Source organism: Agrobacterium pusense (assembly GCF_900102105.1).
GTDB classification, from domain to species: domain Bacteria; phylum Pseudomonadota; class Alphaproteobacteria; order Rhizobiales; family Rhizobiaceae; genus Agrobacterium; species Agrobacterium pusense.
This window is the reverse complement of sequence record NZ_FNBB01000002.1, coordinates 576,557-590,162: the sequence shown is the minus strand read 5'-3', so window position 1 is coordinate 590,162 and position 13,606 is coordinate 576,557. Positions and strand designations below refer to the sequence as shown.

13 protein-coding genes are annotated in these 13,606 nt (G+C 60.5%); 4 read left to right on the top strand and 9 right to left on the bottom strand.

Features of this window, described 5'->3' with window-relative positions:
- Positions 1 to 79 precede the first annotated feature (79 nt).
- Genes recG through BLU28_RS07700 form a run of 4 tightly spaced genes read left to right on the top strand, consistent with a single transcriptional unit; the run spans position 80 to position 3,162 of the window.
- Positions 80 to 2,185, top strand: coding sequence for an ATP-dependent DNA helicase RecG (gene recG / locus BLU28_RS07715; protein ID WP_077986322.1), 2,106 nt, complete (start codon positions 80 to 82; stop codon positions 2,183 to 2,185).
- A 12-nt stretch (positions 2,186 to 2,197) separates the two neighbouring features.
- Positions 2,198 to 2,470, top strand: coding sequence for a hypothetical protein (locus BLU28_RS07710; RefSeq protein ID WP_004442322.1), 273 nt, complete (start codon positions 2,198 to 2,200; stop codon positions 2,468 to 2,470).
- A gap of 54 nt (positions 2,471 to 2,524) precedes the next feature.
- Positions 2,525 to 2,782 carry a type II toxin-antitoxin system Phd/YefM family antitoxin gene (locus tag BLU28_RS07705; protein ID WP_006698818.1) on the top strand — a complete coding sequence of 86 codons (258 nt, stop codon included), beginning with the start codon at positions 2,525 to 2,527 and terminating at the stop codon, positions 2,780 to 2,782.
- Positions 2,779 to 3,162 carry a type II toxin-antitoxin system VapC family toxin gene (locus BLU28_RS07700; RefSeq protein ID WP_035210753.1) on the top strand — a complete coding sequence of 128 codons (384 nt, stop codon included), beginning with the start codon at positions 2,779 to 2,781 and terminating at the stop codon, positions 3,160 to 3,162. The genes BLU28_RS07705 and BLU28_RS07700 overlap by 4 nt, the downstream gene beginning before the upstream one ends.
- Position 3,163: 1 nt before the next feature.
- On the opposite strand, the gene BLU28_RS07695 is transcribed toward BLU28_RS07700, so the two are convergent.
- The 9 genes from BLU28_RS07695 to BLU28_RS07655 form a co-directional block, all read right to left on the bottom strand.
- A complete protein-coding gene (locus BLU28_RS07695) occupies positions 3,164 to 3,832 on the bottom strand; it encodes a DUF502 domain-containing protein (protein ID WP_063948789.1) in 669 nt (222 codons plus the stop codon).
- A 12-nt stretch (positions 3,833 to 3,844) separates the two neighbouring features.
- A complete protein-coding gene (locus tag BLU28_RS07690) occupies positions 3,845 to 4,348 on the bottom strand; it encodes a GNAT family N-acetyltransferase (protein ID WP_077986323.1) in 504 nt (167 codons plus the stop codon).
- Positions 4,345 to 6,171, bottom strand: coding sequence for a glutamine--fructose-6-phosphate transaminase (isomerizing) (gene glmS, locus BLU28_RS07685; protein ID WP_077986324.1), 1,827 nt, complete (start codon positions 6,169 to 6,171; stop codon positions 4,345 to 4,347). Before glmS ends, BLU28_RS07690 begins: the two co-directional genes overlap by 4 nt.
- A gap of 102 nt (positions 6,172 to 6,273) precedes the next feature.
- Positions 6,274 to 7,635 carry a bifunctional UDP-N-acetylglucosamine diphosphorylase/glucosamine-1-phosphate N-acetyltransferase GlmU gene (glmU, locus tag BLU28_RS07680; protein ID WP_077986325.1) on the bottom strand — a complete coding sequence of 454 codons (1,362 nt, stop codon included), beginning with the start codon at positions 7,633 to 7,635 and terminating at the stop codon, positions 6,274 to 6,276.
- 222 nt (positions 7,636 to 7,857) lie between these two features.
- Positions 7,858 to 8,595: a FadR/GntR family transcriptional regulator gene (locus BLU28_RS07675; protein ID WP_006698813.1), complete on the bottom strand. Its 738-nt coding sequence runs from the start codon at positions 8,593 to 8,595 to the stop codon at positions 7,858 to 7,860.
- 298 nt (positions 8,596 to 8,893) lie between these two features.
- Complete coding sequence (locus BLU28_RS07670; protein ID WP_004442334.1) at positions 8,894 to 9,967, bottom strand: BMP family ABC transporter substrate-binding protein; 1,074 nt, start codon at positions 9,965 to 9,967, stop codon at positions 8,894 to 8,896.
- Positions 9,968 to 10,002: 35 nt separating this feature from the next.
- Positions 10,003 to 10,923, bottom strand: a complete 921-nt coding sequence (locus BLU28_RS07665) for an ABC transporter permease (protein WP_035210758.1) — start codon at positions 10,921 to 10,923, stop codon at positions 10,003 to 10,005.
- Entirely contained in the window at positions 10,923 to 12,014 is a 1,092-nt protein-coding gene (locus tag BLU28_RS07660) for an ABC transporter permease (RefSeq protein WP_035210760.1), read from the bottom strand. The genes BLU28_RS07665 and BLU28_RS07660 overlap by 1 nt, the downstream gene beginning before the upstream one ends.
- The gene (locus BLU28_RS07655) at positions 12,004 to 13,563 is read right to left on the bottom strand and encodes an ABC transporter ATP-binding protein (RefSeq protein ID WP_168247061.1); all 1,560 of its coding nucleotides are present in this window, start codon (positions 13,561 to 13,563) and stop codon (positions 12,004 to 12,006) included. Before BLU28_RS07655 ends, BLU28_RS07660 begins: the two co-directional genes overlap by 11 nt.
- Positions 13,564 to 13,606: the final 43 nt, after the last annotated feature.

Below are 13,606 nucleotides of genomic sequence, written 5' to 3'. Positions count from 1 at the left end.
CGAAAATCTGCCGGTGATAACCCGGCTTTGTGACCTGCGAAGTCTTGCATAAGCCGTCCCCTTCCCCGATTTTGCTGCCATGCGCCCGGCCATTCTCGATCCGCTGTTTGCCTCCGTCTCCACGCTTGCCGGCGTGGGGCCGAAGCTTGCCGATCTCCTGGCAAAACTTCTGGGACGGGAAAGTGCGGACGATACCCGCGTTATCGACCTTTTGTTCCATGCGCCCTCCAACGTCATCGACCGCCGCAACCGTCCCGGCATCGCGCTTGCAGCACCCGGCGCCATTGTCACCATTCAGGGACGTATCGACCGCCATCAGCCGCCACCGCCGGGTAACCGCTCCGCGCCCTATCGCGTCTTCCTGCATGACGAGACCGGCGAACTGGCGCTGACCTTCTTCCGCGCCAAGGGCGACTGGCTGTCCAAGGCCCTGCCCGTCAATGAAGAGGTTCTTGTCAGCGGCAAGGTGGACTGGTTCAACGGTCGAGCCTCCATGGTGCACCCGGATTTCATGGTGAAGCTTTCCGAGGCGGAAAATCTGCCGCTTGTGGAAGCCGTCTATCCCATGACCGCCGGCCTTTCCGCCAAGGTGTTGCGCAAGGCGATCGAAGGCGGGCTCTCGAAGCTGCCGGTTTTCCCGGAATGGATCGATGAGACGCTCAAGACCCGGCAGGGCTTCGGTGACGTGGCATCCAGCTTCCGCGAGCTCCACAACCCGCGCGACAGTGCCGATATCGAACCGCAAGCCCCGGCGCGCCGACGGCTCGCCTACGACGAATTCCTCGCCGGACAGCTCTCACTGGCGCTGGTGCGCCAGCGGCTGCGCAAGGTGGCGGGCCAGCCAATCCGCGCCAAGGGCGATATCGCCGCCAAAATCCTCGCGCAACTGCCCTTCTCGCTGACGGCAAGCCAGAGCGCCGCCGTCAAGGATATCCTGACCGACATGGCCGGCGAAGACCGCATGTTGCGGCTGTTGCAGGGCGATGTCGGCGCCGGCAAGACGCTGGTGGCGCTGATGGCCATGGCGACGGCGGTGGAGGCCGGCGGACAGGCGGTGCTGATGGCGCCGACCGAAATCCTCGCCCGTCAGCATTACGCCACCATTTCCAAACTCGCGCAGGCCGTGGGCCTCACGGTGGAAGTGCTGACCGGCCGCACCAAGGGCAAGGAGCGCCGCGAGATCGAGGAGCGCGTGGCCTCGGGCGAAGCGCAGATCGTCATCGGCACCCATGCGCTGTTCCAGGACAGCGTCACCTATAAGAACCTTGTGCTGGCCGTGGTGGATGAACAACACCGTTTCGGCGTGCATCAGCGCCTGCGGCTCACCGCCAAGGGCATCACGCCGCATATGCTTGTCATGACCGCCACGCCCATTCCACGCACGCTGGTACTGGCCGCCTTCGGGGACATGGATGTCTCCAAGCTCACCGAAAAACCGGCGGGCCGCAAACCCATCCAGACGGTGACGATCCCCACCGAACGCATTGGCGATATTGTTGAGCGGCTGCGCGCAGCGCTGAAGGACGGCAAAAAAGCCTACTGGATTTGCCCGCTGGTGGAGGAGACGGAGGAGTCCGACCTGATGTCGGCGGAGGAGCGCCACGCGGTTCTCTCGCAGATGCTCGGCGCCAACATCGGCCTCATTCACGGGCGTATGAGCGGCCCGGAGAAGGACGCCGCCATGCTCGCCTTCAAGAACGGCGAAACCCGCCTGCTGGTGGCAACTACGGTGGTCGAGGTCGGCGTCGATGTGCCTGACGCGACGATCATGGTCATCGAACACGCCGAACGTTTCGGCCTCGCCCAGCTGCACCAGCTGCGAGGCCGCGTCGGACGCGGCGACGAGGCCTCCACTTGTATCCTGCTCTACAAGGGCCCGCTCAGCGAAAACGGCCGCGCCCGGCTCTCCATCCTGCGCGATAGCGAGGACGGCTTCCTGATCGCCGAAGAAGATTTGAAGCTGCGCGGCGAAGGCGAGTTGCTCGGCACGCGTCAATCAGGCACGCCTGGCTTCCGCATCGCCAGCCTTGAGGCCCACGCCGATCTTCTCGAAATTGCCCGCAAGGACGCAGCCTACGTCATCGAGCGCGACCCGGAACTGATAGGTCCACGCGGCGATGCGCTACGCACCTTGCTCTATCTGCACCGCCGCGACGAAGCGATTCGTTTCCTGCACGCCGGCTGAAAGAGAACACCCATGAACATGATCGACCCGCGCCGCCCACCACCCGCCTTCCGCAAGGGCTACGCGCTCTGCTCGCCCCAGAACATCCTCCAACCCGAAACATTTGCGAAGAGCGAGAAGAAGGCGATTGGCAAGGCGTTCAAGAAGCCCGGCCGCAAAAAGGCATGGAGCAGGGCGCTGGAAGAAGGCTGGAGCGTGAGGCTGGTCTATATGCGGCTCTTCGTGCCGGTGTTCCACGCCACGACTACAGGAACAGACGTGGATGATCTGGACGACGAGGATTGATATGGTCCATTGAATGGACTAATATAACGCTAACTTTAACGCCCGAGGTTAGCCGTGCAGATATCCGTGACTGATGCAAAAAGTCAGCTTACCGAACTGGTGCGCCGCGCCGAAGCCGGTGATGAGGTCATTCTCACCCGTCATGGCCACGCAGCCGTGCGGCTGGTTCCGGTCACCGTCGTGGCGGATAAAACATCCCGTAGCGCCGCGCTCGCAAAAGTGCGCGCGACTGTCGCCAACAAAGGCGATAATGGCCCGAATGCCGCGCATAGTCAGGATTTTCTCTATGACGAGCACGGCCTTCCGAAATGATCGTTATCGATACGTCGGCTCTGATGACGATCCTGCTCGATGAACCCAAAGCGGATGCCTGCGCCTCAGCGCTCGAAACTGATGAACCTCTGCTCATTTCAGCGGGGACGCTTGCGGAGGCCATGATCGTGGCGCAGCGGCGCGACCGTAGCCGGGAACTAGAGATGCTGATCGAAGGTCTGGGCGCCGAAATCAAGCCCGTCACCCCCAAATCGGCGCATGGCGTTTCGGAAGCTTATCGCATTTGGGGCAAGGGCGTTCATCCTGCCGGACTAAATTTCGGCGACTGCTTTGCCTACGAGCTGGCGAAAACAGAGGGTTGCCGTTTGCTTTATGTCGGTAACGACTTTTCGCAGACGGACATCCCGGGCGTTCTCTAGATTAGACCGGCGCGATCATCTTCGGCGGCGTGAAATCCGGCGCCACAAGACCACCCGAGATCAGCAGCTTCGCCGCATCCTCCGGGGTCATGTCCAGCATCACGATCTTGTCCTTGGGCACGAACAGCAGGAAGCCCGCCGTCGGCACCGGTGTGGGCGGCAGGAAGACGGCGACCATCTGCTGGCCCATCTCGTTGAAGCGATGGGCGAGTTCGCCCTTTGCCTCGGAAGCCACAAACACCATCGCCCATGTGCCTGACGACGGGAACTCGATCAGGCCAACCTTCTTGAAGGAGTTCGAGTGCTCCTTCAGGACGGATTCGAAAAGCTGTTTGATGCTTTTATAGATCGGCCGCACCAACGGCATGCGGTTGAGGATGGATTCACCGACGCCGACAATCCATTTCCCGATCAGGTTATTGCCGAGAAAGCCGATGAGGGTGATGCCGATGACAGCGATCAGCAGGCCGAAGCCGGGAATGGCCACATCGAAATATTGCTCGGGATCGTAACGGGCGGGAATATAGGGCTTCACCCAGCTATCCGCCCATTGCAGGAAGCTCCACACAAGCCACATGGTAATGGTGACGGGTGCGAGGATCAGAACGCCCGTAAGGAAGCTGTTGCGCAACCGTGTCGCAAAGGAAATTTTGGGAGGAATGTCGGTCATTTACCGTTCGCGTTAAGCGCTGTCGCTATCGAAACCCGGATGAAAACTGACAATGCCGGATGGCGTTCCCCCATGCAAGCGAAGAACTGTGAAATATTCGCCAGGAATCCCCACAGCGCTCAGGCCCTCGACGGCTTGAAAACCGAAGCGTCCATAATAATCGGGATCGCCGGCAACGACACATCCCGATGCGCTCAGCCGATCAAGCGCACCAAGCCCTTCACGCACCAGCCGGGAGCCGATACCCTCGCCCTGCCGTTCCGGCGTCACCGAAAGAGGCGCAAGGCAAAACCAGCCGCTGTCGCCGCTTGAAAGTGTCACGGGCGAAAAGCCGATATGGCCGACGATCCCTTCGCTGTCTTCGGCCACGAGCGAAACCGTGAGCGCATCGGCCTCCCGCAGCCGCGCCACGATCAGATGTTCGGTCTTGTCGCTATGCTCGACGTTACGGAAGGCTTCTTCCGTAACGCGGGCAATCGCCTCTTCGTCACCCTGGCGCTCCGGCCGGATGATCATTCCACCGTGACCGATTTTGCAAGGTTGCGCGGCTGGTCGACATCCGTACCCATGAAAACGGCGGTGTGATAGGCCAGCAGCTGAATGGGCAGCGAGAAGACCATCGGTGCGATCAGTTCGTCGACGGTCGGCAGCGTGATCGTCGCCATGGTGTCGAGCTTGGAAGCGGCAGCTCCCTTCTCATCCGTGATGAAGATGATACGGCCGCCGCGGGCTGCGACCTCCTGCATGTTCGAAACGGTCTTTTCGAAAAAGCGATCATGCGGGGCGATGACGATGACAGGCATGTTCTCGTCGATCAGCGCGATGGGGCCGTGCTTCAGCTCGCCGGCAGCATAACCTTCGGCGTGAATATAGGAAATTTCCTTGAGCTTCAGCGCGCCTTCCAGCGCCAGCGGGAAGCTGGTGCCCCGGCCGAGATAAAGCACGTCCTTGAAGCGCGACAGATCGCGCGACAGGCCCTCTATTTGCGGCTGGATGATGTTGAGCACCTGGCTCATGATGCGCGGCATCTCGATCAGATGTTGCACAAGTTCCTTTTCCTGACCAGGCTTCAGCGTGCCGCGCGCCTTGCCGGCGGCGATGGCGAGCGAAGCAAGCACCGCAAGCTGGCAGGTGAAGGCCTTGGTGGAGGCGACGCCGATTTCCGGTCCGGCAAGGATCGGGAAGATGGCGTCCGATTCCCGGGCAATGGTCGATTCCCGCACATTGACGATGGCGCCGATCTTGAGATCGCTTTCCTTGCAATAGCGCAGCGATGCCAGCGTATCGGCTGTCTCACCCGATTGCGAGATGAAGAGCGCCGCCTGCGTTGGCTGAAGTGGCATTTCACGATAGCGGAACTCGGAGGCCACATCGATCTCCACCGGCAGGCGCGCATAACGCTCGAACCAGTATTTGCCGATCAGGCCGGACAGATAAGCCGTGCCGCAGGCGGAGATCGCAAGTCCGGAAAGCTTGGCGAAATCGATGGCCTTATCGGCTTCCTTCACGGTCTTGGAGGCGAAATCCACATAATGGCTGAGCGCATGGGAAATGACTTCCGGCTGCTCGTAGATTTCCTTTTCCATGAAGTGGCGATGGTTGCCCTTGTCGACCACATAGGCCGTCGCCTGCGATATCTGCCGCTCGCGCTTCACCGGCTTGCCGGAGAAATCGATGATCTCAGCACCCTGCCGGGTCACGATGGCGCAGTCGCCATCCACCAGATAGGTGATCTCGTTGGTGAAGGGCGAAAGCGCAATGGCGTCGGAACCCAGGAACATTTCTCCGCGGCCATAACCGACGGCAAGCGGCGGGCCGGAGCGCGCCGAAAGCAGCGTGCCGGGATCGTCCTTGAACATCACCACCAGCGCATAAGCGCCGGTCACGCGGTTCAGCATCTTCAGCATAGCCTCACGATGACCAAGACCCTCGCGGGTATATTTCGCCAGAAGCTGCGCCACCACCTCGGTGTCGGTCTGGGTGGTGAAGGTCGCGCCCTCGGCGGTCAGTTCTTCGCGCAATTCGGCGAAGTTTTCGATGATGCCGTTATGGACGACGGCCACGCCATCGACGAAGTGCGGGTGAGCATTGGTTTCGTTCGGCACGCCGTGGGTCGCCCAGCGTGTATGCGCGATGCCGACCACGCCCGGCAGCGGCTTTTCGGACACCAGCTTTTCAAGATTGAAGAGCTTGCCCTCGGCACGGCGGCGATCCATCGCGCCATTGTCGATCGTTGCAACGCCGGCTGAATCATAGCCACGATATTCGAGACGCTTCAGTGCATCGACAAGCCGTTCGGTAACGGGCTCAGTTCCGACAATTCCGACAATTCCGCACATATATATCTCCAGACGGCGATCTTTTCGCCGAAACTTCTAATCTTTCCCGTGCAATCCGCAATTATGGCGCCGGTCACTTTCGGTATCGCTTCGTAACGTCCTTCAAGACGACTTTTTCTTCGCTTCCTTCAGCGCCTTCGCCCGCTCGCGCACCACGGTTGCGCGGCCCGGCTTCACCTCCTGGCGCGCACGCCCAAAAGCCAGCGCATCATCGGGCACGTCATCGGTGATGACGCTGCCGGAGGCGATGTAGGCCCCCTTGCCAATCGTCACGGGAGCAACCAGCGACGAGTTGGAACCAACGAAGCTGTTCGCGCCGATCCGCGTCTCAGCCTTGTTGTAACCGTCATAATTGCAGGTGATGGTGCCGGCACCGACATTGCTGCCCGCGCCAACGAAGGCGTCGCCGATATAGGTGAGATGATTGACCTTGGCCCCCTCGCCGATCTCGGCCTTCTTGACCTCGCAGAAATTACCCACCTTGGAGTTGGCGTGCAGGTTGGCCCCCGGTCGCAGCCGGGCATAGGGACCAACAGTGGCACCTTCCGCGACATGCGCGCCTTCGAGGTGCGAGAAGGCATGGATCACAGCACCCGGTTCGACCGTCACGCCCGGACCAAAAACGACATTGGGCTCGATCAGCGCATCTTGACCGATCACCGTATCGAAGGAGAGGAAGACAGTTTCAGGCGCGATCATCGATACGCCGTCGACCATCAATTCATGGCGGCGGCGCTCCTGCCAGAGCTTTTCGATAAAGGCCAGTTCGGCGCGGTTGTTGCAGCCGACCAGTTCTGTTTCCGGTGCATCGATGGCGACGGCGCGGCGGCCGAGCGACCGGGCAATTTCGACCACGTCCGTCAGATAATATTCGCCCTTCACATTGCCGTTGCCGATCCGGTCGAGCAGATCAAGGGCATTGCGGCCATTGATCGCCATCAGTCCACTATTGCACCAGGTCACCCTGCGCTCTTCGTCGGTCGCATCCTTTTCCTCGCGGATCGCCACCAGCTCGCCATTCTCGACCAGCAACCGGCCATAACCCGTGGGCCGATCGGTATGAAAACCGATCACCGCGACATCGGCGCCGGAAGCAATGGCCTCGCGGGCCCGGTCGAGCGTGGCGGAGGTAATGAGCGGCACGTCGCCATAAGCGATGATGAGATCGTCGAAGCCGCGTTCGATTGCCGCACGTGCGGCAAGCACGGCATGGCCGGTACCTTTGCGTTCCGTCTGAAGAAAAGTCTCAACCTGAAGTCCCGGCAGGCTCGCCGCCGTGGCAACATTGTCGGCGTCACGTCCGACGACGAGCGCCACCGTGCCCACGCCCGATCCAGCCACCGCCTCGACCACATGCGCAATCATCGGACGGCCGGCGACCGGATGCAGCACCTTGGATTTCGACGACTTCATGCGCGTGCTGTCGCCCGCTGCGAGAATAACGGCTAGAGAGCTGCGCTCCATAAGACCTCCAACACCCCGTCGGCGACTGCCTGGCAGCCGATACAGCGGCACATGTTTGACTTTGCGCCGTCCGGCAAAACGAACGGGCGCATCGGTAATTTCATTCCGGATTGCTATAACGGCGGCCCACTTAAGAAACCATGCAAATCTGCACCAAATTTCCGCACCGGTTTTCATCAAACGTGATTGGAGCGGGATCACATCCTGCTCCCACCGTCTGATTTATCGCCGGGAGTTGCGGGCAGTGAATTCCAGTACCTGCTGGCGACCGTTCTCAATCAATCTTTCCATCTCGCGACGCGCGGCGGCCTCGTCATGCAGACGAAAGGCTTCCACGAGCTTCAGGTGCGAAGCTGAAACATCGGAAATTTCATTGGGATCGGTGTCCGGATTGCTCATCCGGAAGATGCCCGCCAGAGCCGCCTTTATCAGCGAACCAACGGTGCGCATGAACGGGTTGCCCGACATTTCGGTGATGAGGACATGGAAATTCATGTCCGCAAGCGCGCGCTTTTCTTTCGAATAAGCAGTATTGCCCATCTCATTGGCATAGGCGGCAAGCTTTGCGATATCCGCATCCTTTGCCCTGATGGCGGCAAGCCCGGCGCCATAGGGTTCGAAGGCTTTGCGGATGTCGTAGAGATGCAGCAGGAACTCATCGCTGACGCCGGCCTCGAAGTGCCATAGCAGCACTTCGCTGTCGAACATGTTCCAGCTTTCGCGCTCCGTCACCCGCGTACCAATCCGCGCCTTGGGGGAAATCATGCCCTTGGCCGTCAGCGTCTTCATCGCTTCGCGCAATACGGTGCGCGAAACTTTAAGCCGCTCCATCAGCTCCGCATCGCCTGGCAGGATGTCGCCGGTCCTGAAGTTGCCGGACACGATGTCGAGACCGAGCTTGTGAACGACCTGTGCATGATTTGTCCGCAGCTTTCGTAGACCGATCGCCGCATCGAGCATTCCGCGCTGCAAGTGCCATGTCCTTCCGTTCGGTTGGCGATTTTAAAAATCGCGCCAGACGTGTATCTTCAGTCAGAATATAGTGAAAGACATCAAGTTGCCGGAAAAGCAAAGGCAAACTTCATCTACGCAATAAAACCCATGAAAATAAGCAAGGCTGCACATGCGTCGATGTACAGCCCCGATCTTTGCGAACTCAATTTCCCACGTCATCCTCGCCCTTCAGGCGAGGATCCATAGACATGGCGAGTATCATCCGGGTCAAGGCCGAGGATGATACCCTGTCCCACAACGCAGATTATTGCGGCAGCTTGTCGTCCACGCCGGCAACGTAGAAGTTGAGGCCGAGCAGGACCTTATCCTCAGCCTTTTCACCAGCCTTCAGCCATTCCGAGCCGTCCTGCTTCTTCACCGGGCCGGTGAAGGGGTGCAGTTCGCCGGACTTGATCTTGGCTTCGGTGTCCTCGGCCATCTTCTTCACGTCGTCAGGCATGTTGGTGTAGGGCGCCATGGTCAGGATACCGTCCTTCAGGCCGTCCCAGACCGATTCCGACTTCCAGGTGCCATCGAGAAGAGCCTGCGTGCGCTTGATGTAATAAGCGCCCCAGGTATCCTTGATCGCGGTCAGCTGCGTCTCAGGACCGGCCTTGATCATGTCGGAGGCCTGGCCGAATGCCTTGATGCCGCGCTCGGCTGCAACCTGCATCGGTGCCGTCGTGTCGGTGTGCTGCGTCAGGATATCGACGCCCTGGTCGATCAGCGCCTTGGCGGCATCGGCTTCCTTGCCGGGGTCGAACCAGGTGTTTGCCCAGACGACCTTGACCTTGAATTCGGGATTAACGGACTGCGCGCCGAGAACGAAGGCGTCGATGCCCATCACCACTTCCGGGATCGGGAAGGACGCGATGTAACCGGCAACGCCTTTTTTCGACATTTTCGCGGCGATCTGGCCCTGAATGTAACGGCCTTCATAGAAACGCGAATTGTAGGTCGCGACGTTTTCAGCCGTCTTGAAGCCGGTTGCGTGCTCGAACTTCACCTTAGGGAATTTCTGGGCAACCTTCACGGTCGCATCCATGAAGCCGAAGGAGGTGGTGAACACCAGTTCGCAGCCGGAGCGGGCCATGCGCTCGATGGCGCGTTCAGCATCCGGGCCTTCCGGAACGCTTTCGAGGAACGGCGTTTCGATCTTGTCGCCGAAGTGCTTCTGCAGCTCTTCGCGGCCGATATCATGCGCCTGCGTCCAGCCGCCATCGGTGCGGCTACCGACATAGATGAAGCAGACCTTCTTGGCGTCGGCGGCTTCAGCGGAGGAAACAACGCCTCCCAGCGCCGCGATGGAAGCGGCAAGTGCGATGACCAGTTTTTTCATTTTTACCCCTGTTGGTTTGGAGACGTGAGAATGCTTTACCTGTCCGGCACGAAGGACTTGCCCAGCGATGCCGGTGTATTGATCAACGTCGTGCGGCGATTATGCGAGATGATGACCAGCACGACAATAGTTGCAAGGTAAGGTAGCGCCGACAAAAGCTGCGACGGCACCCCGATGCCGAAGGCCTGCGCGTGCAATTGCCCGATGGTGACGGCGCCGAACAGATAACCGCCGGCGAGCACCCGCCATGGACGCCAGGACGCGAAGACAACGAGCGCCAGCGCAATCCAGCCACGCCCGGCCGACATGTTTTCCACCCATTGCGGCGTATAAACCAGCGAAAGCTGCGCGCCAGCGAGACCGGCACAGGCACCGCCGAACATGACAGTCAGATAGCGTGTGCGGATGACGTTGATCCCGAGCGCATGGGCCGAGGCATGACTATCGCCGATGGCGCGCATCTTCAGGCCCGCCCGGCTTTTGAACAGGAACCAGCCTATGCCGGCCACCAGCCCTATGGAAAGGTAGAAGATCAGATCCTGCCGGAAGAGCAGCGGGCCGATGAAGGGTATGTCCGACAGAACGGGAAAGACGATCGGCTGCAGCTTGACGCCTGGCAGGCCAACGAAGCTTTCGCCCAGCATACCGGATACGCCCAGGCCCAGAATGGTGAGCGCAAGACCCGTCGCCACCTGATTGGTGACCAGCGTCAATGTCAGAAAACCGAACAGAAGCGAAAAAACCGCACCCGAAGCAATGCCGGCCAGAATGCCGAGATAGGGCGAACCCGTCATATGGGCGGTCGCGAAAGCGCAGACCGCACCCATGATCATCATGCCTTCGACGCCGAGATTGAGCACACCGGATCGCTCCACCACCAGTTCACCGGAGGCGGCTATGACGAGCGGCGTCGCGGCGGTGATGACGGTGAGGAGAATGGCCTGAAGCATGTCCATCATGCCGCTCCCTGCTTGTGATGCGCCTTGCCGGCAAAAACGACCTTGATGCGATAGAAGATGAGCGTATCGCAGGAGAGCACGAAGAACAGCATCAGCCCCTGGAACACGCGCGTGACCTTGTCCGATACACCGATCGAAAGCTGCGCCGCCTCGCCGCCGAGATAGGTCAGCGCCAGCACCAGCCCCGACAGGATAATGCCAAGCGGGTTAAGACGGCCGAGAAACGCGACGATGATGGCTGTAAAACCATAGCCCGGCGAAATGCTGGGCTGGAGGTGGCCGATGGAGCCGGAGGCTTCCGAAATGCCCGCAAGACCGGCCAGCGCGCCCGATAGCAGCAGCGAAAACCACACCATGCGGCTCGACGAGAAACCGGCAAATCGCCCTGCCCGGGCCGACTGGCCAAGCACGGTGACTTCGAAGCCCTTCAGCATGTGGCGCATCATGAACCACAGCGCGATCGCCGCGACGATGGCGAAAACGAAGCCCCAGTGCGCCCGGCCCGATGCCAGCATCTCCGGCAACACGGCGCTATCGTTGAACGGCTTGGTCTGCGGGAAATTATAACCGCCCGGATCACGCCAGATTCCGCGCGTCAGCCAGTCGAGGAAAAGCTGTGCAACGTAGACCAGCATCAGGCTGACGAGGATTTCGTTGGTATTGAACTTCGTCTTCAGGAGAGCGGGAATACCCGCATAGAGCGCCCCGCCGAGAGCTCCCATCACCAGCATGAGCGGCAGAAGCAGCGGCGAATGCCAGTCCGGATAAAGAACCGGCAGTATGGAGCCAGTAATCGCACCGATGGTGAATTGCCCTTCCGCTCCGATGTTCCAGTTATTGGAGCGATAACAGATCGACAGGCCGACACCGATCAGGATCAGCGGCGCGGCCTTGATCGCCAGCTCGTGCAGGGACCAGACTTCGAGCAACGGCTCCACGAAGAAGGCATAAAGCGCATGGGCCGGGTTCTTCCCGAGCATGGCGAACATGACAGCACCGACCAGCAGGGTCAGCACCAGCGCCAGAAGCGGCGAAAGAAATGTAAAAAGCCGGGAAACCCCTGCGCGTTTTTCAAGCTCAATGCGCATGCTGGGCGGCTCCCGAATGTGTCGTGTGAATGCCGCCCATCAACAGGCCGATCTTTTCGAGCGTCATTTCCTCCACCGGACGGGCCTCGGAAAGCTTGCCGTCGGAGATGACCGCGATATTGGTGGCGACTTCAAAGATTTCATCCAGGTCCTGACTGATGACGATGACCGCCGAGCCCGACTTGGCAAGATCGACAAGTGCCTGACGGATGCGGCTTGCAGCACCCGCATCCACGCCCCACGTCGGCTGGTTGACGACAAGCACGGCCGGCTGGCGGTCGAGCTCACGTCCCACGATGAACTTCTGCAGATTGCCGCCTGAGAGCGAGCCTGCCAGCGGATCGGCCCCGCTTTTGCGCACATCCATGGTTTCCGATATGCGCCGCGCCGCTGCCCTGATGGCCGACCCCCTGACAATACGCAGGAAACCGCCGGTCAGGAACGCCTTGCGATCGGAGCGGGCCCGCGCGAGCAACAGATTGTCGGAGAGGCTCATTCCGGGAACGGCGGCGTGGCCATGGCGCTCTTCCGGTACGAAACCCGCCCCCATCAGCCGGCGACCGTTGATGCCGATCCGGCCGACCGGCTTGCCGCGGAGATGGATCGCATCGTTATTATAAACCGGGTATTCCCCCGAAAGCGCGTTGAACAGCTCACCCTGCCCGTTTCCCGCGACCCCGGCAATCGCCAGCACCTCCCCGGCGCGCACGGTCATCGAAATCGATTTCAATGCCACGGCGAACGGCGTGCGCGGCGCGACCGAAAGCCCCATGACTTCGATCTGCGGCGCACCCAGCGCTTCGCCCGTCGCGCGCGACACACTGGCGACATCGCTGCCCACCATCATGCGCGCCAGCGATGCCGGCGTCTCCCGGCGCGGATCGCAGGCACCGGTCACCTTGCCATGGCGCAGAACCGTGGCGCGGTCGCAGATGCGTTGAACCTCTTCGAGACGATGGCTGATATAAAGCACGGAACGGCCTTCGGCCTTCAGCTTCTCCAGCGTCTCGAAAAGCTTGTCGGCCTCCTGCGGCGTCAGAACCGAGGTCGGCTCGTCAAGAATGATAAGCCGCGGGTTCTGCAGCAGAGCACGGACAATTTCGATGCGCTGGCGCTCGCCGACCGAAAGATCGGCCACATGCGCATTGGGGTCGAGCGGCAGGCCATAGGCGCGCGACAGGGTCTCCGCTTCCCTGGCGATTTCCTTCAATGAAATTTTCGGATCGAGCGACAGGGCAATGTTCTCGGCAACCGTCAACGCCTCGAACAGCGAAAAATGCTGGAACACCATGCCGATGCCGAGCCTGCGGGCTTCGCTTGGCGAACCCACCGAAACCGGCTCACCCTGCCAGATGATTTCGCCCTCAGTCGGTGCGAGAACGCCGAACAGCATCTTGACGAGCGTGGATTTACCCGCGCCGTTTTCACCCAGGAGCGCATGGATTTCACCCGGCGCAATATCGAGATCGATACCGTTGCAGGCGGCGAAATTGCCGAACAGCTTGGTCAGCTTGCGAACGGACAGGAGAGGCACGGCCTCCGGCGCCAAAGTTCCAGTCACGAGTTCCCTCTCTCACCAACCGTCCATGCCT